Below are 24,115 nucleotides of genomic sequence, written 5' to 3'. Positions count from 1 at the left end.
TTGAAGCGTCGAAGGAGACGCATCATGGCAAAATCACGTGACGAGATCTGGGACGAATGGCGCGACCGCGTCAACATGGCCCCGAAGGAGCTCGAGGACTGGCTCGAGACCGACGAGAGCAAATCCGTCGGCGACAGCGACAAGGGTGAATCGACAGGACACGAATCGGGCCGGAAGATCGTCGACATCAAGCGCACCAACAAGGACGACCTGAGCGACGATCAATGGGACTGGATGCAGAAGGTGGTCGGATACATCAACCGGCACTGCTCGCAGGTACCGAAAGGCGATGTCGAGGACACGACCTGGCGCTATTCGCTGATGAACTGGGGCCACGATCCGCTCAAGGAAGACGGCTGCGCGTCCTGAGCGGTCTGGCAGGGGCAGCAGGTTTCGAACCCGCGACCTACGGTTTTGGAGACCGTCGCTCTACCAGCTGAGCTATACCCCTATCCGGTCGCGTGGGTAATCCAGCCCCGCCCGGGGGTCAAGACCGGATCGGGGGAACAAATCCCGCCGCCGCCTTGTTCGCAGTCCGAATATGAACGAATGCAGAAGGGAGACCTGAACCATGGCCCTCAACAGCCTCAAAGACGTCTATCTCGATCAAATGCAGGACCTTTACTCGGCCTGCCAGCAATCCCTCGACGCGACCACCGAACTCGGAAACGCAGCCACCCATCAGGAGCTTTCCGAAGCGCTTGCCGCCGGTGGCAAGGGGATCGCCGAAGGGATGGAGAAGATCTCGAAGCTCTGCTCGGATCACGGGATCAACCCCGACGGGGAATTCTGCAAGGGAATGCAGGGCCTCGTGAAGGAAGCGCGCTCGCACGCGCTCGAAGAGGAATTCGGCGATGATGACGTGCGCGACGCGATGATCATCACGCAATATCAGCGCATGGTGCATTACGCCCTCGCAGGTTACGGTTGCCTCGTGGCGTTTGCCAACCGCCTCGAACTCGACGGTGACGCGGCGGTGCTCCAGGAATGTCTCGACGAGACCTACCAGGGCGATCGCCACATGACCGAAATCGCGACGAAGGGCGGCGTTAACGCGGCTGCTGCCTAAGGTAGCCTGTCATGCGGATCTCGGGCCGCATGAGCCGTCCGAACCTCCGGAGTATTGCCTCCGGGGGTTCTTTTTTTTTGCGTGCCGCTTTAAAGGATTCTGAGGAACTTCAGGATGACGAGCACGCCCGCCCCGAGCACCGCCATCCCGAAGGAGAACACCCAGAAGGCCGGCGGCCAATGCTCGCCGGGCATGCCGGCGACGTTGATCCCCATAAGCCCCGTCATGAACCCGAGCGGCAGGAACACCGCCGAGATCACGGACAGCACATAGAGATTGCGGTTCAGCCGCTCGTCGCGCGCTCCGTCTATCTCCGAACGGATCGCGCTCAGCTGCTCGCGCAGCGCGTCGAGCGTCTCGACCACCCGGACGAGCTGATGCTGCTGTTCATCGATGCTGACCCTCTGCGCAGTGCCGAGAAGATCGGTGTCCATCCTGACCATATCCTTCACCGCGTCCCGCTGGGCCGGCAGAAAACGCCGCAGATCCGCGAGCTCCAACCGCTGATCCGTGACCTCGCTCGAATGCTCCGCCAGCGGTGCCTCGATCACGGCCGCCTCCAGCACCTCGGTGCGATTCTCGAGATCGGTGACCTGGGTCTCGATCCGGGACGTCAGTTCCTCGATAAAATCCGCGATCAGGCCGCCTGCGGTTTCGGGGCCCTCGCCCTCCTCGATCCGCCGCGCGAGCGTGTCGACCGTCCGCAGCGACCGTCGCGAGAGGGACACGATCTGCGCGCTGTCGGCATAGATCCTAAGCGAGACCATATCCTCGGGATCGGCCCCCGCATTGAGGTTGATCCCCCTCAGGAACAGCAGGACTCCCTTTCCGGCCTTCACCGCCCGGGGCCGTGTCTCGGGTTCTGTCAGGGCCGCGCGGATCGCCGGGTCGAGGTAATGCAGATGTTCGTCGATCCAGCTGACGCTCTCCGGAGCGTCGGCCTGAAGGTGCAGCCATGCCGGCGCAGGATCACGCAGCGCCGCGACGATGTCGTCTGGCGCGATCGTCACGCCTCTCTGATCGCCGCTCAGGTGATGGGCGAAGATGATGTGGCGTGTCATCGGGACTCCTCCTGCTTGCCGGGCCGTTCCGGGCAACTTGTAATGCCCCGGTCATCGGCGTCCATGCCATGAGCCCGATCTGGGATCGCCTGCCTCCGGGACGGCTCTATCGATGGATTGGCCAGCATCCATCAGGCTCTTGGCTTCACGTCGGTCGGCCGCGGGGTATGATGGCCTAGGTCGCGAACAGAGATACACGCGGGCCGACCCGATGAAGGAACTGCTGCAAAATTGAAAAAGGGTCCGGGCGCATCGCCGCGCCCGGACCCTTTCGAACTCAAATCCCCATTCGCCCGACATACGCCGCCCGGTGGGGCCGAACAGGTCTCCGGGGGATTTGCCCCCGGAGGCCCGCGCGGACCTTACTCGATGATCTTCGAGACGACGCCCGCGCCCACGGTGCGGCCGCCTTCGCGGATGGCGAAGCGGAGCTTCTCTTCCATCGCGATCGGCGCGATCAGCTCGACGCCGAACGACACGTTGTCGCCCGGCATGACCATCTCGGTGCCCTCGGCAAGCTGAACCGTGCCGGTCACGTCCGTCGTGCGGAAGTAGAACTGCGGACGGTAGTTCGCGAAGAACGGCGTGTGACGCCCGCCCTCTTCCTTCGTCAGGATGTAGGCTTCGGCCTCGAACTTCGTGTGCGGCTTCACCGAACCCGGCTTGCAGAGAACCTGGCCACGCTGGACGCCCTCGCGGTCGACACCGCGCAGCAGCGCGCCGATATTGTCGCCGGCCTCGCCGCGGTCGAGCAGCTTGCGGAACATCTCGACGCCCGTGCAGGTCGTCTTCTTCGTGTCGCGGATGCCCACGATCTCGATCTCGTCGCCCACGTTGATCACGCCGCGCTCGACGCGACCCGTCACGACCGTACCGCGACCCGAGATCGAGAACACGTCCTCGACCGGCATCAGGAACGGCTGGTCCACGGCGCGCTCCGGCGTCGGGATGTAGTCGTCGACCGCAGCCATCAGCTCGCGGATCGAGTTCTCGCCGATCTCGGGGTTCTCGCCGTTCATCGCGGCCAGCGCCGAGCCCTTCACGATCGGAAGATCGTCGCCCGGGTAGTCGTAGCTCGACAGAAGCTCGCGGATCTCCATCTCGACGAGCTCGAGAAGCTCCTCGTCATCGACCTGGTCGACCTTGTTCATGTAGACCACGATCGCCGGAATGCCGACCTGACGGCCCAGCAGGATGTGCTCGCGCGTCTGCGGCATCGGGCCGTCGGCCGCGTTCACCACCAGGATCGCGCCGTCCATCTGCGCCGCACCCGTGATCATGTTCTTCACGTAGTCGGCGTGGCCCGGGCAGTCCACATGCGCGTAGTGACGGTTCTCGGTCTCGTACTCGACATGCGCCGTCGAGATCGTGATCCCGCGCGCCTTCTCTTCCGGCGCGCCGTCGATCTGGTCATAGGCACGGAAATCGCCGAAATACTTCGTGATCGCCGCCGTCAGCGTCGTCTTGCCGTGATCGACGTGACCGATCGTCCCGATGTTCACGTGCGGTTTGTTGCGTTCGAACTTTGCCTTCGCCATCGCGGTCAGCGCCTCATCTGTTCAAAGGGGCCTAAAGCAAACCTTCCGGCCCGGTTTCCATGACGCGCGCTGATTACAAAGCGGATGCCGGAAACGCAAGCGGGACCTGTCCGGACCTCATTCCAGGGCGGAAATCGCCGCCTGGGCCCGCGCATCGAGAGCTTCGCGGTCGAACTCGACCCGCGGGCTCGCCGGGTCGGGCACGAACCAGTCGGGATTGCGCGCGAGCCATGCCTCGATGGCGCGCGCGCCCTCCTCGGCGAGGTTCGCGAGCTGCTCGTCCTTGCCGCGCACGAGGCCCGATCCGATGATCGGCGTCGCATTGCGCATGCCTTCGAAGACGGTGATGCGATGGGGCTCGGAGTTGAGCCGCTGCCCGGTCGCGTTGTCGTAGACATTCACGTCGAGAAACAGCACCGAGCGCGGCGTGTAGATCACCGGCAACCCCGGCTGCGCCAGCACGTAGGCCGCGATCGCGACGCCGATGTGATAAAGCCCGTCGCCGTCATACCGGGCGAGCCGCCGCTCCACCGCTGCCTCGATCGCGCCGGTCAGCTCCGCAGCGGTCGCCGCACGAGAGAACGGGCCCCGTTCCACGTCGCGGGCCTGCACGATGTTGTAGCCGAGCCGGAAATCCCCCAGCTCCGCCCGCTCCGTCTCGGGGGCACGCGCACCGCAGGAGACGAGACCGACAAGGGCCAGCACGGCGATGAAACGCGCGCTCACCATCAGTTGAACCGATTGTCGCGCGGAAAGCCGCGCGGTGCCATGCGTCCCGAACCCGCACGCTTGCCGGTCCATTCGGCAAGATTGCTCTCGGTCCGGGTGCGTCCGGCCGGATCGCGCCAGGAAAGACCGTCGGCGAGCGTGAAGGTCGTCGCGTCGCTGAGGCCGCCATCCTTGAATTTCTGCATGCGCACGCCCTTGCCGCGCCCCATCTCGGGCAACTCCTCCAGCGCGAAGACCAGCACCTTCCGGTTCTCTCCGACGCTCGCCACGTGATCGCCCGAGACGGGCTTGGCGAGCAGCGCACGCACCGGCGCGCGGACATTCAGCACCTGCTTGCCGGCGCGGGTCTGCGCGACCGCCTCGTCCTCCGGCAGGACGAAGCCGTCACCAGCGGTCGAGGCCACGATCAGTCGCGCACCGGGCCTGTGGATCCTGAGTTCGACGATCTCGGCATCGTTCGGCAAGTCGATCATCAGGCGCACGGGCTCTCCCATGCCCCGCCCGCCCGGAAGATTGCCTGCCGAGATGGTGTAGAACCGTCCGTTCGACCCCATCAGCAACAGCCGGTCGGTTGTCTCGGCGTGGAAGATGAAACGCGGACCGTCGCCATCCTTGAACTTGAGCTCGCGACCGAGGTCGATATGGCCCGTCATCGCCCGGATCCAGCCCATCTGCGAACAGACGACCGTCACCGGTTCACGGTCGATCATCGCCTCGAGCGGCACGTCCTCGACCACCCCCGGCTCCGCGAACTGGGTGAGGCGCTGGCCCCGCGCATAGAGGCGGCCGAACTGCTGCTTGGTCGCCTTCAGCTGGTCGATGATCCGCGCCCACTGCGTTTCGGGCGTCGCGACGAGTTCGGACAGCTCCGCGCGTTCCTCGATCAGGGCATCGCGTTCGCGACGGAGCTCCATCTCCTCCAGCCGTCTCAACGCCCTCAGCCGCATGTTGAGGATCGCCTCGGCCTGCACTTCCGACAGGTCGGGCTCCTCGCTCTTTGCGGGCAGCGGCGAGACATAGTCGCTCTCGTCCGTAGCGCGGACGTGGTCGCGCCCCCAATCCTCGAACATCAGCGCGCGCTTCGGATCGTCGTCGTAGCGGATGATGTCGATCACCCGGTCGAGATTGAGGAACGCCGTGATGAAGCCTTCGAGCACCTCGAGCCGGTGGTCGATCTTGTCCAGTCTGTGCCGCGTGCGCCGGACCAGCACGTCGCGACGGTGGTCGAGGAACGCGCGCAGCACCTCCTTCAGCGAACAGACCATCGGCGTGCGTCCGTCGATCAAGACGTTCATGTTCATCGAGAACCGCGTCTCGAGATCCGAGCTCTTGTAGAGCATGTTCATCAGCAGGTCGGGATCGACCGACCGTGCGCGCGGCTCGAGGATCACGCGAACGTCCTCGGCCGATTCGTCGCGGATATCCGCCAGAAGCGGCAGCTTCTTGAGTTGCAGAAGCTCGGCGATCTTTTCGATCAGCTTCGATTTCTGCACCTGGTACGGGATCTCGGTCACGACGATCTGCCACTGGCCGCGACCCAGATCCTCGATCTCCCACTTGCATCTCAGCCTGAACCCGCCCCGTCCGGTGCGATAGGTCTCGGCCATGCTCTCGGGGCTCTCGACGATCACGCCGCCCGTCGGGAAGTCGGGCCCTTTCACATAGTTGAGGAGCGTCTCGTCGCGGGCGTCGGGCGTGCGGACGAGGTGGATGGCCGCGTCGCAAAGCTCGCTGATATTGTGCGGCGGGATATTGGTGGCCATTCCGACGGCGATGCCCGAAGCACCGTTTGCCAGAAGGTTCGGGAACGAGGCCGGCAGCACGACGGGCTCGGTCAGCGTGCCGTCGTAATTCTCCCGGAAATCGACCGCGTCCTCGTTCAGCCCTTCGAGCAGAGCCTCGGCGGCCTCGGTCATCCGCGCCTCGGTATAGCGCGAGGCGGCGGGATTATCGCCGTCGATATTGCCGAAGTTCCCCTGCCCGTCGACCAGCGGATAGCGCACCGCGAAATCCTGCGCGAGCCGCGCCATCGCGTCGTAGATCGCCGCGTCGCCATGCGGATGGTAATTGCCCATCACGTCGCCGCTGATCTTGGCGGATTTCCGGAATCCGCCGTTGGAGCCGAGCCTGAGTTCGCGCATCGCGAACAGGATGCGACGGTGGACAGGCTTCAGCCCGTCGCGCGCATCGGGCAGCGCGCGGTGCATGATCGTCGAGAGGGCATAGGTCAGATACCGCTCGCCGATCGCCCGTCCGAGCGATTCGGTCGACGAAAGGGGGCCTGCGGGATCGTCTGTCTCGACGCTGTCATCACTCATGGTTGCGGGGATACCGGCGCGTGAAGGGACCGGCAAGAACAGTTTTATTCCAGGACGCAAACGAACTTTTAGGAGGTTTCGGGGTTCAATCGGCAAGATTCCACCGAAACGAACTTGCGAGGCACCCCTATCATGATCCGGATGACATTGGCGCTTCTGGCCATGATCGGCGTTACCATGGCCGTGGCCGGTCGCGATCTTGACGGCGACGGCACCGGGCGTGACTACGTCGCGCGGGCGTCGGCGACCCCGACGGACGTCGCGCCCGCCAATCCCAACCGTCTCGCGCTCGATGACGAGGCCGGCGCGATCGCGCGGGCCCTCGCCGCGACCGGACAGGCCGCGGGCGGCATCATCGCCGAACCCGCACAGGCCGTGACCGAAACCCCGCAGACCGCGGATCCGGCACCCATGGTGCAGTACCACGTCATTACCGGGAACCGCGTGAACATCCGCCGGGGGCCGTCGACCGCCGATGAGGTCGTCGATCAGGTCGTCCTCGACCAGCGTGTCGAAGTGCTCGACGAGACCGCGAATGGCTGGATGCATATCCGCGTGGAGGATACCGGACAGGAAGCCTATATCTTCGGCCGTTTCGTGGGGCCCGCCGCCGGCTGAGGATGCGACCGGGAATGTTTCGCGCGCGGAACATTTGCCCTATGAGGACCCGAAGATCCCATCCGAGGTCCTCATGGCGCGCTCCATCCTCATCACCGGCTGTTCGAGCGGCATCGGCCTCGATGCCGCGATGACCCTGTCGCTCAGGGGGTGGCGAGTCTTCGCCACCTGCCGCGACGACGACACGTCCACGCGCCTCGCGGCGTCCGGTGTGACTCCGGTCAATATGGAGATGTCGGATGCGGACAGCATCGCGCGCGGCCTGTCCGACGTCCTTTCGCAGACCGATGGAACGCTGGACGCGCTCTATTCGAACGCGGCCTTCGCCTGCCCCGGCGCGGTCGAGGACCTGCCGACGGACGCATTGCGCGCGGTCTTCGAAACCAACGTCTTCGGCCTTCATGAACTGACGAGGCGGGTCATCCCGGTCATGCGGGCGCAGGGTCACGGACGGATCGTGCAATGCTCGTCCGTCCTGGGATACGTGCCGATGCGCTGGCGCGGGGCCTATGTCGCGTCCAAATTCGCGCTCGAGGGACTTACCGACACGCTCAGGCTGGAGATGCGCGACACGCCCATCAAGGTTGTCACGCTGCAACCCGGCCCGATCGCCTCGCGGATCCGCGCGAACTCCATTCCACATTTCGAACGCTGGATCGACTGGAAGGCGTCGCCCCGGCGCGCGCAGTACGAGGCGACCCTTCTGAAACGCCTCTACGATCCGCCCGGAACGGACCGGTTCCAGCTTCCCGCATCCGCCGCCACGAGAACGCTGATCCGCGCACTCGAGGCGGAGAACCCCCGCCCCTATTACCGCGTGACCACGCCCGCCCGACTGATGGCGTTCGCCCGGAGGATCCTGCCTTCCCGCGCGCTCGACGCGCTTCTCGCGCGCGGCTGAGCGACGCAGGACGCCGGCCGCCCCCTTCGCAATCGTGCGCGAAGCCGCTAGGTCCTGCCGCACCGCTCGATTGGAGGGCTCATGACCAGCGATCCGCTCTTTCTCCTTGTCGTCGTGGCCGTGCTCGCGGTCCTGGCGATCCTCATTCTCGGGATCTCGTCCTTCGGGCGCGGGGGCGAGGACAACGCCAAGACGTCGAACAAGTACATGCGGTGGCGGATCTACGCGCAGGCGCTTGCCGTGGTCGTGATCCTGATCTTCGTCTATTTCCGCCGCATGGGAGGCTGAGCCATGGTCGTACTGAACAGGATCTACACCCGCACCGGCGATGGCGGCGAGACCGCGCTCAGCGACGGGTCGCGCGTGGCGAAACACTCGGTCCGGGTGACCACCTACGGCACAGTGGACGAGGCCAATGCCTGCTTCGGCATGGCACGGGTTCATGCAACCGGCGAGATCGCCGAGCGCATCGCGCGAATCCAGAATGACCTCTTCGATCTGGGAGCCGACCTGTCGCGGCCCGGCATGGATCGCGACGACGAGGCCGAATACACGCCGCTGCGCATGGTTCCCGCCCAGACCGAGCGGCTCGAGGCCGAGATCGACGCGATGAACGAGAGGCTCGAACCCCTGCGCAGCTTCGTTCTGCCCGGCGGCAGCGCGCTTTCGGCCGCGCTCCATCTCTGCCGGACCGTGTCGCGCCGGGCGGAGCGGCTGGCGATGGAGCTGGCGACGCTCGAGGACGTCAATCCGGCCGCGCTGCACTATCTCAACCGGCTGAGCGACTGGTGCTTCTGCGCTGCCCGCCTCGCCAACGACGACGGCCGTGCGGACATCCTCTGGCAGCCGGGCGCGAACCGGTAGGGCGATCCGGAATAAGTGCTGCGTTTTACGCTGTCGTCGCGCCGAAAGGCGCGTTATGGCCTGAAATGAATACCAAAGGAGATGGCCGATGAAGATACTCGTCCCCGTCAAGAGGGTGATCGATTATAACGTCAAGGTTCGCGTGAAGGGCGACGGATCGGGCGTCGATCTTGCCAACGTCAAGATGAGCATGAACCCCTTCGACGAGATCGCCGTCGAAGAGGCGATCCGCATGAAGGAAGCCGGCACCGCCGACGAGGTCGTCGCCGTCTCGATCGGCGTCAAGCAATCCCAGGAAACGCTGCGCACGGCCCTCGCCATGGGCGCGGACCGCGCGATCCTGATCGTGGCCTCTGACGATGTCCACAAGGATATCGAACCGCTCGCCGTCGCGAAGCTGCTCAAGGCCGTGATCGACGAAGAGCAGCCCGGTCTCGTCCTCTGCGGCAAGCAGGCCATCGACAACGACATGAACGCGACCGGCCAGATGCTCGCCGCGCTGATGGGCTGGAGCCAGGCGACCTTCGCCTCGAAGATCGACATCGAGGGCGAACATGCGCTCGTCAAGCGCGAGGTCGACGGCGGCATGCAATCGATCCGCGTGAAGATGCCCGCGATCGTGTCGGTCGACCTGCGGCTGAACGAGCCGCGCTACGCCTCGCTCCCGAACATCATGAAGGCGAAGAAGAAGCCGCTTGAGGAGAAGACGGCCGAGGATTACGGCGTCGACGTCACGCCGCGGCTCGAGATCGTGAAGACCGCGGAGCCCGCGGAACGCAAGGGCGGGATCCGCGTCGAGTCGGTCGACGAACTGGTCGACAAGCTGAAAAACGAAGCGGGGGTGCTCTGATGGCCGTTCTTCTCCTGGCCGAAGTCGATGGCGGCAAACTCAACATGGATGCGACTGCGAAGGCCGTGACCGCCCTCGCCCCGCTCGGCGACGTGACCATTCTCTGTGCCGGCGAAAGCGCCGCCGATGCCGGTCGCGAGGCCGCCACCATCGAGGGCGCCGCGAAGGTCTTGGTCGCCGAGGACGCGCTCTACGGGCATCGCCTTGCCGAACCGACCGCAGCACTCCTCCACTCGCTCGCCGGCGATTACGACCATATCGCCGCGCCCGCGACGACCGATGCCAAGAACATCCTGCCGCGCGTGGCGGCCCTTCTCGACGTCATGGTGATCACCGACGTCTCCGGCATCGTCGATGCCGATACGTTCGAGCGTCCGGTCTATGCCGGCAACGCGATCCAGACCGTCAAGTCGAAGGATCCCAAGAAGGTGCTGTCGATCCGCACCTCGACCTTCGACGCCGCCCCCACTGGCGGAAATGTCGAGGTCTCCGAGATCCCTGCCGCCGAGGCACCCGGCCTGTCGGAATGGGTCGAGGACCACGTGGCCGAGTCGGACCGGCCCGACCTCACCAGCGCGGGCATCGTCGTCTCGGGCGGCCGCGGCATCGGGTCGGAGGAGAACTTCGCGATGGTCGAAAAGCTCGCCGACAAGCTCGGCGCGGCGGTCGGGGCATCGCGGGCGGCGGTCGATTCGGGCTACGCGCCGAACGACTGGCAGGTCGGACAGACCGGCAAGGTCGTGGCACCTGACCTCTACATCGCTCTCGGCATCTCCGGCGCGATCCAGCACCTCGCCGGCATGAAGGACAGCAAGGTGATCGTCGCGATCAACAAGGATGAGGAAGCGCCGATCTTCCAGGTCGCGGATTACGGCCTCGTGGCCGACATCTTCGAGGCTGTTCCGGAGCTGACGGAGAAGCTCTGACATGACCGCATCCGAGACCTACGTGCCGGTGGTCGAACTGCCGCAAGACGTCTCGGAGGCGATCGGCAAGTTGAGCCGCGACCCGAGCCGGCCGCTCAGGATCAGCTATCTCGCCGGCCCCGGAGATGTCGGCGGGACATACACTGAGTGGCGCGCCGGTCATCATGACCGGCGCGTTCCGATCGCAACCTATTCGGCGATGTTCTACGAACTCGTAGAAAAGCTGGGTGCCTCGGCCCAAGTGATCACTGCGCGCGAAGTACCCAAGGGCGAGACCGGTCAGTTTACCTTCAAGACGGTCGAGAGGCCGCGACTGGCGAAAGGTCGGCTTGCCTATTTTCGTGGGCAGGCAAATTACGCGACCGCATTGGTCGAAGCGGTTGCCGTGTTTGACCCGGATGTCGTCATTGTCAGCTCCGATGCTCCGAACTCAGCTTGGGCGCGCCTGGCAAAGGAACGAAAGCTTGTTCTCACGGCGCACAACACGTTTTGGGCAATGGACGAGAATCCCGAAACAATCGTCTGGAAGCTTAAGCGCAAGGTTCTTGCGTTCCGTTCACGGGCGCTCGACGGGGCGATCTGCGTATCTCACGAAAGCGCCCGGCAAGTTTCCGGAATGGTCGGCGCGGGAAGGAAAATACGTGTCCCGTATCCTCAGGTCCTGAAGCGGTATCCTCTGCGGGAGCTGACCAAAGTCCAACGGCTCCTTTATCTCGGGCGGGTCGAGCGTGCGAAAGGTGTCTTCGAGCTTCTCGATGCCTTCACAAAGCTGCGATCGTCCTACCCCGAACTTCATTTGACCTTCATCGGCGATGGTGGGGCACTCGATCTGTTGTCGGAACGCACGAATGCGATCGAGAACGTTTCCATTCTAGGCCGTCTCGGTGCGGAAGAGGTTCATGCCGAACTTGGAAACACCGATCTGCTGCTCTGCCCAACGAACAGAGAATTCAACGAAGGCCTCGCCGTCGTGGGTCTCGAGGCCGCGGCACACGGCGTCCCCTCGGCGATGAGCACCGTCGTACCGGCTCGAGAATTCCTCAAGGACGGCTGCGTCGTCTTCACGCCGAACAGCGCAGATGCGATCCATGAAGCGGTGCAGAAGCTGATCGAAGACGAGAACGCCTACCAGGGACTGCGTCGGGGTACTCTTACGAGCCGGGAGAACGTTTACGATCGCACGAAATCGTGGGGAAGTCAGCTCGGCCTTCTACTATCGGAGTTATGAAATGGTGATCCAGATCGTTGGCGTCGTTGGCGCGGGACAGATGGGAAATGGCATTGCGCATGTCTGTGCCCTGGCAGGCTACGAGGTGCTTCTGACCGATATCGACGCTGAGGCGCTCGAGAAGGGGCGCGAGACGATCGAGAAGAATCTCGACCGGCAGGTCAGCCGCGAGAAGATCTCGGACGCAGATCGCAACGAGGCGATGAACCGCCTTTCGACGACCTCGACGCTCGCCGATCTCGGCAACTGCGACCTCGTGATCGAGGCCGCGACCGAGCGCGAGGAGATCAAGGACAAGATCTTCGCGGAGCTCGTCCCCACGCTCAAGCCCGAGACGATCCTGACCTCCAACACCTCGTCGATCTCGATCACGCGGTTGGCCTCGAAAACGGATCGGCCCGAGAAGTTCCTGGGCTTCCACTTCATGAACCCTGTCCCGGTGATGAGCCTCGTGGAACTGATCCGCGGCATCGCCACCGACGAGGCGACGTTCGAGACGGCGATGGGCGTGGTCGAACGGCTCGGCAAGACGGCGGCCGTGGCCGAGGACTTCCCGGCCTTCATCGTCAATCGCATCCTCATGCCGATGATCAACGAAGCGGTCTACGTCCTCTACGAAGGCGTCGGCGATGTGCGCTCGATCGACAAGGCGATGAAGCTCGGCACCAACCATCCGATGGGGCCGCTCGAACTCGCCGACTTCATCGGCCTCGACACCTGCCTCGCGATCATGAACGTGCTCCATGACGGGCTTGCCGATACCAAGTACCGCCCCTGTCCGCTTCTCACGAAATATGTCGAGGCGGGCTGGCTCGGCCGCAAGACCGGGCGCGGCTTCTACGATTACCGGGGGGACGACCCGGTTCCGACGCGCTGATCCGACGGTCGGCGGGGGCTACATCCCCTCGCCGAACTTCTCCCGGACCAGCTCCTCGATCGCGTCGGCGAGGGCATCGGCCTCGGGGCCGCCTGTCTCGACCTCGATCTCGGTCCCGCGCGATGCGGCGAGCATCAGAAGGCCCATGATGCTGTCGCCGGATGCCGTCTGGCCGTCGCGGCTGATCTCGGCATGGGCGTCGAACCGCTCCACCGTCTCGACGAGCTTGGCCGACGCACGGGCGTGCAGGCCCTTCTCGTTGACGATTTCGAGCGTGCGATTGGCCATGATCTATCCTTTTGCTCCGGCGAGACGGAGGTTCGAGGCGGGATCCGACATCGCGTCGAGATATTTGCGCCCCGCCATGAGGGCCGCATGGACCGCGTCGTGCACCGGGAGATGGCGTGACTTCGCCAGCTTGATGAGCAGCGGAAGGTTCGCCCCGTAGACGATCCGCCGGTCCTCGGGCGCGCAGGCCTCGAGGCTGAGATTGGAGGGCGATCCGCCGAACATGTCGGTCGCCACGACGACGCCCGCGCCGGTATCGACCGCGTCGGCGGCGGCCCGGATCTCGGCCTTCTTGGCGACACGGTCGCATTCGGGCTCGATCGAGATTGCACACATTCCGGGTTGCGGACCGACGACGTGTTCGACGGCGGCCAGCAATTCCTGCGCGAGCCCCCCATGGGCGACGATGACGATGCCGATCACGGCGTAGATTCCCCTGCCTGACCACGCTGCAGGGCGGCATGGCGTTCGAGCTCCCTGTGGCGAGTTGACACTCGCCACCCATGTTCCGCAAGCGCTTTTGCCAGATATTCGGCCACCGCCACGGATCTGTGTTGGCCCCCCGTACACCCCAGCGCGATCGCGAGATGCGTCTTTCCCTCATCGCGGTACGCGGGCAGCGTGGTGAGGATCAGATCGATCAGTTTCGCCGCGAAACCGTCGAAGCGCGGATCGCTTGCGACGTATTCGGCGACCGCCGCGTCGCGCCCGTCGAGCGCCCTCAGCCCCGGCTCCCAATGGGGGTTTCTGAGGAACCTCAGATCGAAGACCAGATCGACGCCGCGCGGCAATCCACGCTTGTAGGAGAAGGACTGCACCGACAGCGCAAGGCCCGGCGCGTCGCCGTGATCGAAGAGCCTCGCGAGCTCGGCGCGCAGGTCATGCGGGCTCATCTCCGAGGTATCGATCAGGATCTCGGCACGTTCACGCACCGCCGTCAGCAGATCGGCCTCCCGCGCGATACCGGCCGCGGGCGTCTCCTGCGGGGCGAGAGGATGGCGGCGACGCGTCTCGGAATAGCGACGCTGCAGGATATCTGCATTCGCGTCGAGATAGAGGATCTCGGCATGCAGCTCGGGCGATCGCGTCAGCCGCGCGATGAGCGCGACCATCGCATCGGTCGAGAAGTCGCGATTGCGCGCATCGACACCCAGCGCGAGCCGCCGCGTCTCGCCCGGGACGACCAGCCGGTCGATGAGCGACAGGGGCAGGTTGTCGATCGCCTCGAAGCCCATATCCTCGAGCGCGTTGATCGCGGTCGACCGCCCGGCCCCCGAGGGCCCCGTCACCAGCACGAGATGCGTCTGCCCGGTCGTCACGCGTCCTCCAGATCCGTTCTTCCGCCCTTTAGATACTGAAGGACGGAGACTGCAAGATGGGGGTGATCCGCCCCGAGGATCAAGGGCCCGGACCACCCCATATGCGACCAGTGACGTGCGGTCGGCAGACGCGCCTCCTCCGCGCGGTCGAGGTCGACGACGAGGGCCATCCGCGTGGGCGGCGCGGGATCGGCCGCGAGGATGCCGATACCGCGCGCCTCGATCCGCCCGAGAATGGCGGGCGGCGACCAGGCAAGCAGGTCCGCACCCCGCCGCGCGAGGCAGGTGCGGTCGTCGGCGACCAGCGCGCCGCCCAGCGCAAGAAGCTCGAGCGCCAGCGCCGACTTGCCGCGCCCGGATGCGCCGAGGATGAGCACTCCCCGCTCCCTCACCGCGACGCAGCTTGCGTGCAGGATCGTCGGATCGCTCATACGGGCAGGCCAACGACCAGCCGCGCGCCGGCAGGCAACGCGCCCGGCATTTCGTCGTTGGGCTGGATGTTCTCGGCCCAGATGACGCCGCCATGCGCCTCGACGATCTGTTTCGAGATCGCAAGGCCAAGGCCGGAATTGTTCCCGAACTGCGCCTCCGGGCGTTCGGAGTAGAATCGCTCGAACACCTTGCCAAGCGCGCTTTCGGGGATGCCCGGGCCGGTATCCTCGACCACCACGAGGACGCGGTTCTCGCGCTGGCGCGCCCAGATGCGGATCGCGTCGCCCGGCCCGCAGAACGAGGTCGCGTTGGAGATGAGGTTCACGAAGACCTGCGCCAGACGGCTTTCGAGCCCGTCAAGCCAGATCGGCTGCGACGGCAGGCTGACGATGAAGTCGATCCCCTTCTCGCGCGCGGCGTCGCCCAGATATGTGGTAAGTCCGTTCAGCATGGCCAGCAGATCGAAACGCCTCTCCTCGTCCATGACAAGCTCGCAATCGAGCCGCGACGCGTTCGAGATGTCGCTAACCAGCCGGTCGAGCCTGCGCACGTCATGCTCGATCACGTCGAGAAGGCGCGTCCGGAGATCCTCCCGCTCGACGACGCGCAGCGATCCGATCGCCGAGCGCAGCGATGCCAGCGGGTTCTTGATCTCGTGCGCGACATCGGCCGCGAACTGCTCGTTCGCCTCGATCCGGTCGTAGAGCGCCGCGACCATGCCGCGCAACGCGCCCGAAAGCCTGCCGATCTCGTCCGGGCGGCTGGTCAGGTCGGGGATCCTGACGCGGCCGGACGTGATGCTGCGGGTGTTGCGCTCGCGCCCGATCTCCACCGCGGCGGCGAGATCGGCGAGCGGATTGGCGATGTTCGAGGCGAGGATCAGGCTCAACCCGATCGAGATCGCGACCGCCACGAGGAAGATCTGCAGGATCTGCTCGCGCCCGAACCGCAGCAGGTGATCGATCTCGCCCTTGCCGGAAGTCAGGCCCACGGTCCCCACGACCCGCCCTTCATGGACGATGGGCACCGACACGGCGACGATTGGCCCGCCCTCGGCATCCACGAGATAGTCGAGGGCGAAGCCCGTGGGTGCCAGGCCTTTCCCGAGTTCACGAAGGGTTTCCCGGACGTCATCGGCTGCGACGGGCACCGTCTCCGGCCGGGCGAAGCCCGCGACGGAGGCGATGATGCGCTCGACCGTGTCGCTGATGGGTGTCGCGGGCACGCTTTCGAGGACCGCCGGAAAGGCAGCGCTCGGCGCGCGGTCGGACGCCACGATGCGCCCGCCTGCGTCGAACACAAAGACCTCGCCCGCCATGTTGAGCTTCAGAAGGTCGAGCGTGTCCGCCTCGATCCCCCGCTCCGACGCATGGCGCATCTGCGCCTCGAACGCCCCGGTGATGAGCGCGGCCTCGCGGACAAGGTCAGCCTCGCGTTGCCTCAGGGACGCGGTGTCGAACGGCGATGCGATCATCACGCCCGCCACCAGCGACAGCATCGCCACGAGGTTGAACGCCACGATCCTCCGGGCCAGCGGCGAACGTGTGATCGATACGATGCCCCGGCGGCGCGGCATGTCCGGTCCCGTCGCCAGAAGGCCCGCATCCCGTGTTGCGGTCGCCACCGGGTCAGTCCTGATTGTAACGGTAGCCGATGCCGTAGAGCGTCTCGATCGCCGAGAACTCGTCATCGACGCTCCGCATCTTCTTGCGAAGTCTCTTGATGTGGCTGTCGATGGTGCGGTCGTCGACATAGACCTGATCGTCATAGGCCACGTCCATCAGCTGATCGCGCGACTTCACGAAGCCCGGCCGCTGCGCGAGCGCCTGAAGAAGGAGGAACTCGGTCACGGTCAGGGTCACGTCGCGCCCCTTCCAGGTGACGGTATGGCGGGCGGGATCCATCGTCAGCGTCCCGCGCACGAGGGTCTGGCTCGGCTCGACCTTGCCGCCCGCATCGCCCGACAGCACGTCCTGACGCCGCAGGAGCGTCCGGATCCGCTCGACAAGCAAGCGCTGCGAGAAGGGCTTCTTCACGTAATCGTCCGCCCCCATCCTAAGGCCAAGCACCTCGTCGATCTCGTCGTCCTTGGAGGTGAGGAAGATCACCGGCATGCTCGTCTTGCGACGCACGTGCTGCAGCAGATCCATGCCGTCCATCCGCGGCATCTTGATGTCGAAGACGGCGATGTCGGGAAACCTGCGCTCGAACGCCTCGAGCGCCTGTTGCCCGTCGTGGTAGGTCTCGACCTCGAAGCCCTCGGCCTCGAGCGTCAGCGACACCGAGGTCAGGATGTTCCGGTCGTCGTCGACGAGGGCGATCTTGGCCATGAAGTCCTCTCCCGCACTGGCCGGATCTCCGTGGCGGGACCGGCGCAATCTTCGAATCACTGTTCACGATCTGGGGGCAAACTTCTTAAGGTCGGCTGAATTGTTCCGCATTTCCGAAAGCCGACCCCGATTGCGCTAACCCCGAATGATTGCGCTAACATATAGAAAACGTTGTTCTTTTCGAATTTTGTTATGCTAACGATACGCATCGGACTGGCGCGGAGGGCGTCGATTCACTCCATGGGAGGGCGAGAACATGACCGACGGAACCTGCAACGCGAACCACACGCTCGAGCATCAGGGCATCACCGGCCTCGGGGCCGCGCATTACAACCTGACCGAGCCCCAGCTGGTCGAAGCCGCTCTCGCGCGGGGTGAAGGCCGGATCGGCCAGGGCGGGACCCTCCTCGTCTCGACCGGCAAGCATACCGGCCGCTCGCCCAAGGACAAGTTCGTCGTCCGCACCCCATCGGTCGAGGACACGATCTGGTGGGACAACAACGCCCCGATGGAGCCCGCGAAGTTCGACACCCTGCACGCCGACATGCTCGCCCACATGAAGGGCGGCGACTATTTCGTGCAGGATCTCTTCGGCGGGGCGGATCCGGCGCATCGCCTCGACGTGCGCGTCGTGACCGAACTCGCCTGGCACGGGCTCTTCATCCGGCACCTCCTGCGCCGCCCCGACCGTTCGGCACTGGCCGAATTCACGCCCGATTTCACCATCATCAACTGCCCGTCCTTCAAGGCCGACCCCGAACGGCATGGCTGCCGGTCCGAGACGGTGATCGCGATCAACATGGACGCGAAGCTGATCCTCATCGGCGGCACCGAATATGCGGGCGAGAACAAGAAGTCGGTCTTCACCCTGCTGAACTACATCCTGCCCGAGAAGGACATCATGCCGATGCATTGCTCGGCCAACCACGCGCCCGGCAATCCCGTCGACACCGCCGTCTTCTTCGGGCTGTCGGGCACGGGCAAGACGACGCTCTCTGCCGATCCCTCGCGCGTCCTGATCGGTGACGACGAACACGGCTGGTCCGATCGCGGCACGTTCAACTTCGAGGGCGGGTGCTACGCCAAGACGATCGGCCTCGACCCCGACGCCGAGCCCGAGATCTTCGCCACCACCAAGCGCTTCGCGACCGTGATCGAGAACATGGTCTACGACGAGGCGACGCGCGAGCTCGACTTCAACGACGACAGCCTCACCGCCAACATGCGCTGCGCCTACCCGCTCGACTACATCTCGAACGCCTCCGAGACGGCGATGGGCGGCCATCCCAAGAACATCATCATGCTGACCTGCGACGCCTTCGGCGTGCTGCCCCCCATCGCGCGGCTGACGCCCGCACAGGCCATGTACCACTTCCTGTCTGGCTTCACCGCCAAGGTCGCGGGAACCGAGCGCGGCGTGACGGAGCCTCAGCCGACCTTCTCGACCTGCTTCGGGGCCCCCTTCATGCCGCGCCGCCCCGAGGTCTATGGCGAGCTGCTGAAAAAGAAGATCGCCAAGCACGGCGCGACCTGCTGGCTCGTCAACACGGGCTGGACCGGCGGTGCCTTCGGCGAGGGGCAGCGCATGCCCATCAAGGCGACCCGCGCGCTTTTGACCGCGGCGCTCGACGGTTCGCTGCAAAAGGCACAGTTCCGCAAGGACCCCAATTTCGGCTTCGACGTACCCACCGCGGTGCGCGGCGTGGCCGACGTGCTTCTCAATCCGCGTCGCACCTGGGAGGACAGTGCCGCCTACGACCGGCAGGCCGAAAAGCTCGTCCGCATGTTCTCCGAGAACTTCGCACAGTACGAGACGCATATCGACGACGACGTGCGCGCCATCGCCCTGGGCTGATCCACCCCCTATGTCGTGGGACATTGCAAACCGGTATTTTCGGTTTTTCGGGCAATAGGCGGAACATTGCTCTTTCACAGCTTCTTGAGGGGTCGGGGCCTGCGGGTCTCGATCATCAAGGAGAGGTAGATGACCAATACCACGAAAATGCGGTCGCTTTTGCTGACCACCGCACTGACGCTGCCATTGGCCGGGGGAGCCTACGCACAAACGATCGAGATCAACGAGGAACAGCTGAGCGGCAAGACCGCCGAATGCCGTGACCTCGGCATGGTCGTCATGGAAACCGATACGTTGCCCGGCGACGTCGATCCCCAGGCGATCGTCACCGCCATCAACGACGATACCGCCGAGGAATGCACGACCTACGCCGAGGAGATCCAGTCCCAGGGCGACGACCAGTCGCAGGAGAGCCAGGATACCTCTTCCCAGGACACGCAGGAATCATCGTCGCAGGACAGCGAGGATCCTCAGGAGTCCTCCGATCAACAGGACCCCTCCGATCAGAGCGATCAGGACGCATCCGCCAGCGACAGCGACAGCGAAGAGACGTCCGAGACGGTCGAATCCTCCGAGGAGGCCACGATCGAAGGCGAGGCGACCGTCCGCATCCCCGAGCCCATCGTCGATGTGCAGGTTCCCGGCCCGACGGTCCGCGTGAATCCGGGCCAGTCGCAGGTCGACATCACCGAGAACCCCGCGCAGATCGATCTTGACCAGCAGCAGCCCACGATCAGCGTCGAGATCCCCGAGATCGTCGTGCGCGTGCAGATCCCTGCCCCGAACATTTACGTCCTGTCGCAGGACCCGGATGTGAGCGTTTCGAGCGAGGACCCCGAGGTCGAGGTGGAACAGGGCGATCCCGTCGTGAACGTCACGCAGCCCGACCCCGAACTGGACATCAACCTCGACGTCGCCCAGAACGAGGACGGCTCCGACCAGTCTTCGTCCGACAGCTCGCAATCGGGGGACGACAGCTCGTCCGACGTGTCAGGCGACGTGCAGACGACCAGTCCCGAACCGCAGGTCGAGATCGTCCGCGACGATCAGGAGCCGCAGGTCAACATCGAACAGGCCCAGCCCGAAGTCAGCTACCAATCCGCTGATCCGCAGGTCCAGTTCTCGATGACCGACAGCCCCACGGTCGAGATCGAACAGACCGGAGAGCCCTCCGTCACGTTCGAAACCGCCGAGGAGCGTGAGCAGCGCCGCGCGAACCAGCAATCGGAAAACGGTGGTTCCGACCAGTCGCAGAGCAATGCCCAGCCGACCGAGGACGCCCAGTCCGGCTCGAATGCCGAGGGCGAGGAACAGTCGCAGTCGGATGCCGCGACCGGCAGCGAAGAGCAGCCGCAAGAGGAGCAGCCGCAAGCAGAGCAACCGCAGTCCGATGCGGATGCCGGCGGCGACGAGCAGGCCCAGTCGGAATCGACCGACGAGGCTTCGACCGCCGACAGCGCCGAGCAATCGGGTGCCACGACGGCCGCCGCCACCGAAGGGGCGCAGAGCAGTGATGCCAGCGAATCCCCGGACGCGACGACCTCGTCCGAAAGCGCTGCCTCCGAGAGCGATAGCGGCGACATGCCGAGCGAAGACGCAGCACCGGCTGCTAACATGCAGATGGTGACCGTCGGCGAACTGCTCGACATGGACGTGGTTCTCGCGAATGGTGACAATCTGGGCAATCCCAGCGCCGTGGTCGAGATCGACGGCCAGCCGAACCTCGTGATGTCGAGCGGCGGCTTCCTTGGCATCGGCGAAAAGGAAGTGCCGGTCGCGCTCGACAGCGTCACCATGCAGGACGGCCAGCTCATGGTCGACGACTTCACCGAGAGCGAGATCGAGAGCGCCGAGGACTTCGACTACGACAGCGACGCGGAACTTCCCGACGACGCCGAAGTCGAAATCGGTGGCTGAACCTCACGCGCACTGAACCGAGACCGAGGGCCGGAGCGATCGCTCCGGCCCTTTCTCATCCGGTCACGCCCCGCCGGACGAGGTTGGCCCCCGCGACGATCAGGACGATGAGCGTCGCACGCCGGAACTTCACCTGATCGAGCCGATCGCCCAGCTGGAATCCCACCCACATCCCGAGCACGGCCGGAACGAGCAGGAATGCCGAGAAGGGCAGCGTCTCGCCGTCGAGCACGCCCGACCGCAGATGACCCGCCAGAAGCGCCACGGATCCGAGGCCGAAGACCACGCCCTGCACCGCCAGCTGCCGCGCCTTCGGTGTGTCGAGCGCCAGAAGATAGAGGATCGTGGGCGGCCCCCACGTCCCCGCAAGCCCGCCCAGCACACCCGCCACGATGCCGATCCCCCAGTCGAACCGCGGCCGCTGCTCCTCGGCGACGCGAAACCGGACCCCCGCGAGCTGGACCAGCGACAGCGCGATCACCGGAACGCCCAGCACGACATACATTGCCTGCGCGGGAATGATGGTGAGAAACTGCGCGGAGATCAGGATCGTCGAGCAAACCACCAGAACGAAACGACGATATTCGATCAACGCGTCTCGCGCCTCGGCCCATCCCGCGCGCCAGACCTGGAGCAGATTGGAGAAGACGATCGGCAGGATTATGCCCGCCACGACCAGCCGTGGATCGATCGCGACCGAGATCCCGGAGATCATGATGAGCGGCATGGCAAAGCCCACCGCCCCCTTCACGAATCCGGCGGCGAAGGTCACGGCGAAGGCGAACGCCAGGAGATGCGGGGACAGGAGATCGGTCAGCAGGTGCATGGCGCGGACCATGTCGGGTTCCCGCGCTCCGCGCCAGCGCGAAATGATCCTAGCGCGACCGCCGCTCGAGCCGTGACATCAGCCTCCCGCGCGCGGGCGGCAGAGGACGCTCGCCCAGCGCCGGGGCGAGCCAGGTCTCGAGGAAATGCCCCGTGACGGCCAGCCCCTCGAGGATCTGCGCCTCGCCGGCGGGACCGCCCGACAAGAGGCAGGGTGGCAGGGGCAGCAGCCGGCTGGCCCAGTCTCCCGCCCCCTCGCGCGACACCGCGCGCCCGGATCGGGGCGAGACATAGGCAAGGTCGTCCTGCCCGCCCGTGACCGCGCAACGCCCGAGATCGAGCCCGAACCCCATCTCCTCCAGCAGCGCCAGTTCCCAGCGCAGGTAGAAAAGCGGCCAGTCCGGATCGACGATCAGCCGGTCGAGAAGATCGATGCTGACCGCGTAGAGGCGTGGCTGCGCCTCCCGCTCGGGCAGCACATGCGCGAGGAGCGCCGTCACCGATGCGAGCCCTGCCAGCGCCAGCGGATCGCCGAGCGCGCCCGCGCGCGAGCGGACCGGCTCCACCGTGAAGGCCCCGAGATGATCCTCCAGCCGCGCCCGCCAGGTGAAACTCAGCTGCGCGCCCGGCTGGATCAGCGGCCCGAGCCTGCGCCCCCCGCCTCCCCTCACGACTCCCGCATGCCGTCCATGCGCGGGCGTCATCGCCTCGACGATCGCGTTGCCCTCACCGTGCCTGCGAACGGCAAGGACGACGCCTTCCTCGCTCCATTCGATCACGGCACCGCGCCCTCTTCGCTTTTCAAAATACGCCGGCCCGACGCGGGCCATTCGCGCGGCTCACTCGAGCCCCGGCTCCCCCAGAAGATGCCGTCCCCCGCGATCCTCGAGTTCCACGACCCAGAGGTCCGGATCCATCCGTCTCTGCGCCGCCACCGAGGCCGACACGTCCGCCTCGGTCCCCGAGACGAGCTCCATCCAGACGCGCTCCCCGCTCGAAAGGTCGAAACTGCGCTGAAAGGCCCGCGCCGATCCGTCGAGCGTCGCCACCACGACCAGAACGGCCCCCGCCGTCGCATCGCCCTTCGCGGCGATGTAGGCCGGGATCCCCTCCCCCTCGAGCCGCCTGAGATAGGCCCTGACCCAAAAATCGGCGGTCAGCCGCGTCACGAGCGACCCCGGAACGGCGCGCCCTCGGTCGCGACCGCCCTACCCGCCATCGCCGAAATCCAGGCCGATCTCGGAATAGCGCTCGGCCTCGTCGAGCCATCCGGGCCGCACCTTCACCTGCAGGAAAAGATGGATCCGGCGGCCCGTGAACTCCTCCAGCTCGGTGCGGGCGGCCTGGCTGATCGCCTTCACAGTCTCGCCCTTCTTGCCCAGCACGATGCCCTTGTGGCCGTCGCGCACGACATAGATCACCTGATCGACCCGCGCAGATCCGTCCTTGCGCTCCTCCCAGCCCTCGGTCTCGACCGTGATCTGGTAGGGCAGCTCCTGGTGCAGCCGCAGCGTCAGCTTCTCGCGCGTCATCTCGGCCGCGATCATCCGCATCGGCAAATCGGCGATCTGGTCCTCGGGATAAAGCCACGGCCCCTCGGGCAGCGCCTGACCGAGCCACGCCTTCAGGTCCTCGACCCCGTGGCCCCTCTCGGCCGAGATCAGGAAGGTCTCGGAAAACTCGTAGGCCTCGTTCAGCTCCTTCGTGAGGGCGAGGAGGTCCGGCGCGGCCACGCGGTCGATCTTGTTGATGGCGAGCACGACCGGCCCCGGCAGCGTCTTCTCGCGCAGTTCCGCAAGCACCCGGGCGACCCCCTCGGTCAGGCCGCGATGCGCCTCGATCAGCATGACGACGATATCGGCATCGGCCGCGCCAGACCAGGCGGCCGCGACCATCGCCCGGTCGAGCCTGCGGCGCGGCTCGAAGAGGCCGGGCGTATCGACAAAGACGATCTGCGCCTCGCCTTCCATCGCCACGCCGCGGATCCGCGCGCGCGTCGTCTGCACCTTGTGCGTGACGATCGAGACCTTTGCCCCCACCATGCGGTTCATGAGCGTGGATTTACCCGCATTGGGCTCGCCCAGCAGGGCCACGAATCCGGCGCGTGTGGTCATGGCGGTCCCTTTCGCGAAGTCAGGGAAACGATCTAGCCCATCGCGGGCCCCATGGC

At 65.5% G+C, this 24,115-nt stretch carries 26 protein-coding genes and 1 tRNA gene; 12 read left to right on the top strand and 15 right to left on the bottom strand.

What is annotated here, in order from left to right; translation table 11 throughout:
• The first annotated feature begins 24 nt into the window (after positions 1-24).
• Positions 25-369, top strand: a complete 345-nt coding sequence (locus RVY76_RS02415; RefSeq protein ID WP_317375590.1) for a DUF3140 domain-containing protein — start codon at positions 25-27, stop codon at positions 367-369.
• A gap of 6 nt (positions 370-375) precedes the next feature.
• On the opposite strand, the gene RVY76_RS02410 is transcribed toward RVY76_RS02415, so the two are convergent.
• A tRNA-Trp gene (locus RVY76_RS02410) sits at positions 376-451 on the bottom strand.
• Positions 452-571: 120 nt separating this feature from the next.
• Here RVY76_RS02410 and RVY76_RS02405 point away from each other — a divergent pair.
• Entirely contained in the window at positions 572-1,069 is a 498-nt protein-coding gene (locus RVY76_RS02405) for a ferritin-like domain-containing protein (protein ID WP_317375588.1), read from the top strand.
• 89 nt (positions 1,070-1,158) lie between these two features.
• Here RVY76_RS02405 and RVY76_RS02400 read toward each other — a convergent pair whose 3' ends face one another.
• From RVY76_RS02400 to RVY76_RS02385, 4 genes are all read right to left on the bottom strand, one after another.
• Positions 1,159-2,130, bottom strand: coding sequence for a zinc transporter ZntB (locus tag RVY76_RS02400; protein WP_317375586.1), 972 nt, complete (start codon positions 2,128-2,130; stop codon positions 1,159-1,161).
• A gap of 362 nt (positions 2,131-2,492) precedes the next feature.
• Positions 2,493-3,668, bottom strand: a complete 1,176-nt coding sequence (gene tuf, locus RVY76_RS02395) for an elongation factor Tu (RefSeq protein WP_317375335.1) — start codon at positions 3,666-3,668, stop codon at positions 2,493-2,495.
• Positions 3,669-3,785: 117 nt separating this feature from the next.
• Entirely contained in the window at positions 3,786-4,397 is a 612-nt protein-coding gene (locus RVY76_RS02390) for a hypothetical protein (protein ID WP_317375584.1), read from the bottom strand.
• Entirely contained in the window at positions 4,397-6,715 is a 2,319-nt protein-coding gene (locus RVY76_RS02385; RefSeq protein ID WP_317375582.1) for a DNA topoisomerase IV subunit A, read from the bottom strand. The genes RVY76_RS02390 and RVY76_RS02385 overlap by 1 nt, the downstream gene beginning before the upstream one ends.
• A 132-nt stretch (positions 6,716-6,847) precedes the next feature.
• On the opposite strand from RVY76_RS02385, the gene RVY76_RS02380 reads away from it, so the two are divergent.
• The 8 genes from RVY76_RS02380 (at position 6,848) to RVY76_RS02345 (ending at position 12,979) form a co-directional block, all read left to right on the top strand.
• Complete coding sequence (locus RVY76_RS02380) at positions 6,848-7,333, top strand: SH3 domain-containing protein (protein ID WP_317375581.1); 486 nt, start codon at positions 6,848-6,850, stop codon at positions 7,331-7,333.
• Between the two features lie 73 nt (positions 7,334-7,406).
• Entirely contained in the window at positions 7,407-8,234 is an 828-nt protein-coding gene (locus tag RVY76_RS02375; RefSeq protein WP_317375579.1) for an SDR family NAD(P)-dependent oxidoreductase, read from the top strand.
• An 81-nt stretch (positions 8,235-8,315) separates the two neighbouring features.
• Positions 8,316-8,522: a twin transmembrane helix small protein gene (locus RVY76_RS02370; protein ID WP_317375578.1), complete on the top strand. Its 207-nt coding sequence runs from the start codon at positions 8,316-8,318 to the stop codon at positions 8,520-8,522.
• A 3-nt stretch (positions 8,523-8,525) separates the two neighbouring features.
• Positions 8,526-9,098, top strand: a complete 573-nt coding sequence (locus RVY76_RS02365) for a cob(I)yrinic acid a,c-diamide adenosyltransferase (protein ID WP_317375577.1) — start codon at positions 8,526-8,528, stop codon at positions 9,096-9,098.
• Between the two features lie 88 nt (positions 9,099-9,186).
• Entirely contained in the window at positions 9,187-9,948 is a 762-nt protein-coding gene (locus RVY76_RS02360; protein ID WP_317375575.1) for an electron transfer flavoprotein subunit beta/FixA family protein, read from the top strand.
• A complete protein-coding gene (locus RVY76_RS02355; RefSeq protein ID WP_317375573.1) occupies positions 9,948-10,874 on the top strand; it encodes an electron transfer flavoprotein subunit alpha/FixB family protein in 927 nt (308 codons plus the stop codon). The genes RVY76_RS02360 and RVY76_RS02355 overlap by 1 nt, the downstream gene beginning before the upstream one ends.
• Before the next feature lies 1 nt (position 10,875).
• Positions 10,876-12,102 (top strand): glycosyltransferase family 4 protein, encoded by a 1,227-nt coding sequence (locus tag RVY76_RS02350; RefSeq protein WP_317375572.1) that lies wholly within the window; start codon positions 10,876-10,878, stop codon positions 12,100-12,102.
• A gap of 1 nt (position 12,103) precedes the next feature.
• A complete protein-coding gene (locus tag RVY76_RS02345) occupies positions 12,104-12,979 on the top strand; it encodes a 3-hydroxybutyryl-CoA dehydrogenase (RefSeq protein ID WP_317375571.1) in 876 nt (291 codons plus the stop codon).
• An 18-nt stretch (positions 12,980-12,997) separates the two neighbouring features.
• Here the strand turns inward: RVY76_RS02345 and RVY76_RS02340 are convergent, their stop codons facing one another.
• From RVY76_RS02340 to RVY76_RS02315, 6 genes are read right to left on the bottom strand one after another with little or no spacing between them, the layout of a single operon-like run.
• Positions 12,998-13,267 carry an HPr family phosphocarrier protein gene (locus RVY76_RS02340; RefSeq protein WP_317375569.1) on the bottom strand — a complete coding sequence of 90 codons (270 nt, stop codon included), beginning with the start codon at positions 13,265-13,267 and terminating at the stop codon, positions 12,998-13,000.
• A gap of 3 nt (positions 13,268-13,270) precedes the next feature.
• Positions 13,271-13,690 carry a PTS sugar transporter subunit IIA gene (locus RVY76_RS02335; RefSeq protein WP_317375567.1) on the bottom strand — a complete coding sequence of 140 codons (420 nt, stop codon included), beginning with the start codon at positions 13,688-13,690 and terminating at the stop codon, positions 13,271-13,273.
• Positions 13,687-14,586, bottom strand: coding sequence for an RNase adapter RapZ (gene rapZ / locus RVY76_RS02330; protein WP_317375565.1), 900 nt, complete (start codon positions 14,584-14,586; stop codon positions 13,687-13,689). Before rapZ ends, RVY76_RS02335 begins: the two co-directional genes overlap by 4 nt.
• On the bottom strand, positions 14,583-15,017 hold the full coding sequence (locus tag RVY76_RS02325) for a serine kinase (RefSeq protein WP_317375564.1): 435 nt from the start codon (positions 15,015-15,017) through the stop codon (positions 14,583-14,585). Before RVY76_RS02325 ends, rapZ begins: the two co-directional genes overlap by 4 nt.
• Positions 15,014-16,642 carry an ATP-binding protein gene (locus RVY76_RS02320; RefSeq protein ID WP_317375563.1) on the bottom strand — a complete coding sequence of 543 codons (1,629 nt, stop codon included), beginning with the start codon at positions 16,640-16,642 and terminating at the stop codon, positions 15,014-15,016. Before RVY76_RS02320 ends, RVY76_RS02325 begins: the two co-directional genes overlap by 4 nt.
• Positions 16,643-16,646: 4 nt before the next feature.
• Complete coding sequence (locus RVY76_RS02315) at positions 16,647-17,348, bottom strand: response regulator transcription factor (protein ID WP_317375562.1); 702 nt, start codon at positions 17,346-17,348, stop codon at positions 16,647-16,649.
• Between the two features lie 256 nt (positions 17,349-17,604).
• Between RVY76_RS02315 and RVY76_RS02310 the strand changes: the two genes are divergently transcribed.
• Positions 17,605-19,203: a phosphoenolpyruvate carboxykinase gene (locus RVY76_RS02310; protein WP_317375561.1), complete on the top strand. Its 1,599-nt coding sequence runs from the start codon at positions 17,605-17,607 to the stop codon at positions 19,201-19,203.
• Between the two features lie 129 nt (positions 19,204-19,332).
• Entirely contained in the window at positions 19,333-21,120 is a 1,788-nt protein-coding gene (locus RVY76_RS02305) for a hypothetical protein (RefSeq protein ID WP_317375559.1), read from the top strand.
• A 55-nt stretch (positions 21,121-21,175) separates the two neighbouring features.
• Here RVY76_RS02305 and RVY76_RS02300 read toward each other — a convergent pair whose 3' ends face one another.
• The 4 genes from RVY76_RS02300 to era form a co-directional block, all read right to left on the bottom strand.
• On the bottom strand, positions 21,176-21,958 hold the full coding sequence (locus tag RVY76_RS02300) for a sulfite exporter TauE/SafE family protein (RefSeq protein WP_317375558.1): 783 nt from the start codon (positions 21,956-21,958) through the stop codon (positions 21,176-21,178).
• A 37-nt stretch (positions 21,959-21,995) separates the two neighbouring features.
• Positions 21,996-22,721 (bottom strand): DNA repair protein RecO, encoded by a 726-nt coding sequence (gene recO, locus RVY76_RS02295; RefSeq protein WP_317376697.1) that lies wholly within the window; start codon positions 22,719-22,721, stop codon positions 21,996-21,998.
• Between the two features lie 63 nt (positions 22,722-22,784).
• A complete protein-coding gene (locus tag RVY76_RS02290; protein WP_317375557.1) occupies positions 22,785-23,114 on the bottom strand; it encodes a DUF1491 family protein in 330 nt (109 codons plus the stop codon).
• A 39-nt stretch (positions 23,115-23,153) separates the two neighbouring features.
• Positions 23,154-24,059: a GTPase Era gene (gene era, locus RVY76_RS02285; RefSeq protein WP_317375556.1), complete on the bottom strand. Its 906-nt coding sequence runs from the start codon at positions 24,057-24,059 to the stop codon at positions 23,154-23,156.
• Positions 24,060-24,115: the final 56 nt, after the last annotated feature.

This window comes from Palleronia sp. LCG004 (assembly GCF_032931615.1).
GTDB lineage: Bacteria > Pseudomonadota > Alphaproteobacteria > Rhodobacterales > Rhodobacteraceae > Palleronia.
The sequence above is the reverse complement of the archived record's forward strand: the minus strand, read 5'-3'. Positions and strand labels throughout refer to the sequence as shown.

Bases quoted from the DNA above. Each gene is read 5' to 3' on its own strand.
- RVY76_RS02415 (WP_317375590.1), top strand. From the start codon at position 25: ATGGCAAAATCACGTGACGAGATCTGGGACGAATGGCGCGACCGCGTC.
- RVY76_RS02405 (WP_317375588.1), top strand. From the start codon at position 572: ATGGCCCTCAACAGCCTCAAAGACGTCTATCTCGATCAAATGCAGGAC.
- RVY76_RS02400 (WP_317375586.1), bottom strand. From the start codon at position 2,130: ATGACACGCCACATCATCTTCGCCCATCACCTGAGCGGCGATCAGAGA.
- tuf (WP_317375335.1), bottom strand. From the start codon at position 3,668: ATGGCGAAGGCAAAGTTCGAACGCAACAAACCGCACGTGAACATCGGG.
- RVY76_RS02390 (WP_317375584.1), bottom strand. From the start codon at position 4,397: ATGGTGAGCGCGCGTTTCATCGCCGTGCTGGCCCTTGTCGGTCTCGTC.
- RVY76_RS02385 (WP_317375582.1), bottom strand. From the start codon at position 6,715: ATGAGTGATGACAGCGTCGAGACAGACGATCCCGCAGGCCCCCTTTCG.
- RVY76_RS02380 (WP_317375581.1), top strand. From the start codon at position 6,848: ATGATCCGGATGACATTGGCGCTTCTGGCCATGATCGGCGTTACCATG.
- RVY76_RS02375 (WP_317375579.1), top strand. From the start codon at position 7,407: ATGGCGCGCTCCATCCTCATCACCGGCTGTTCGAGCGGCATCGGCCTC.
- RVY76_RS02370 (WP_317375578.1), top strand. From the start codon at position 8,316: ATGACCAGCGATCCGCTCTTTCTCCTTGTCGTCGTGGCCGTGCTCGCG.
- RVY76_RS02365 (WP_317375577.1), top strand. From the start codon at position 8,526: ATGGTCGTACTGAACAGGATCTACACCCGCACCGGCGATGGCGGCGAG.
- RVY76_RS02360 (WP_317375575.1), top strand. From the start codon at position 9,187: ATGAAGATACTCGTCCCCGTCAAGAGGGTGATCGATTATAACGTCAAG.
- RVY76_RS02355 (WP_317375573.1), top strand. From the start codon at position 9,948: ATGGCCGTTCTTCTCCTGGCCGAAGTCGATGGCGGCAAACTCAACATG.
- RVY76_RS02350 (WP_317375572.1), top strand. From the start codon at position 10,876: ATGACCGCATCCGAGACCTACGTGCCGGTGGTCGAACTGCCGCAAGAC.
- RVY76_RS02345 (WP_317375571.1), top strand. From the start codon at position 12,104: ATGGTGATCCAGATCGTTGGCGTCGTTGGCGCGGGACAGATGGGAAAT.
- RVY76_RS02340 (WP_317375569.1), bottom strand. From the start codon at position 13,267: ATGGCCAATCGCACGCTCGAAATCGTCAACGAGAAGGGCCTGCACGCC.
- RVY76_RS02325 (WP_317375564.1), bottom strand. From the start codon at position 15,017: ATGAGCGATCCGACGATCCTGCACGCAAGCTGCGTCGCGGTGAGGGAG.
- RVY76_RS02315 (WP_317375562.1), bottom strand. From the start codon at position 17,348: ATGGCCAAGATCGCCCTCGTCGACGACGACCGGAACATCCTGACCTCG.
- RVY76_RS02310 (WP_317375561.1), top strand. From the start codon at position 17,605: ATGACCGACGGAACCTGCAACGCGAACCACACGCTCGAGCATCAGGGC.
- RVY76_RS02305 (WP_317375559.1), top strand. From the start codon at position 19,333: ATGACCAATACCACGAAAATGCGGTCGCTTTTGCTGACCACCGCACTG.
- RVY76_RS02300 (WP_317375558.1), bottom strand. From the start codon at position 21,958: ATGGTCCGCGCCATGCACCTGCTGACCGATCTCCTGTCCCCGCATCTC.
- era (WP_317375556.1), bottom strand. From the start codon at position 24,059: ATGACCACACGCGCCGGATTCGTGGCCCTGCTGGGCGAGCCCAATGCG.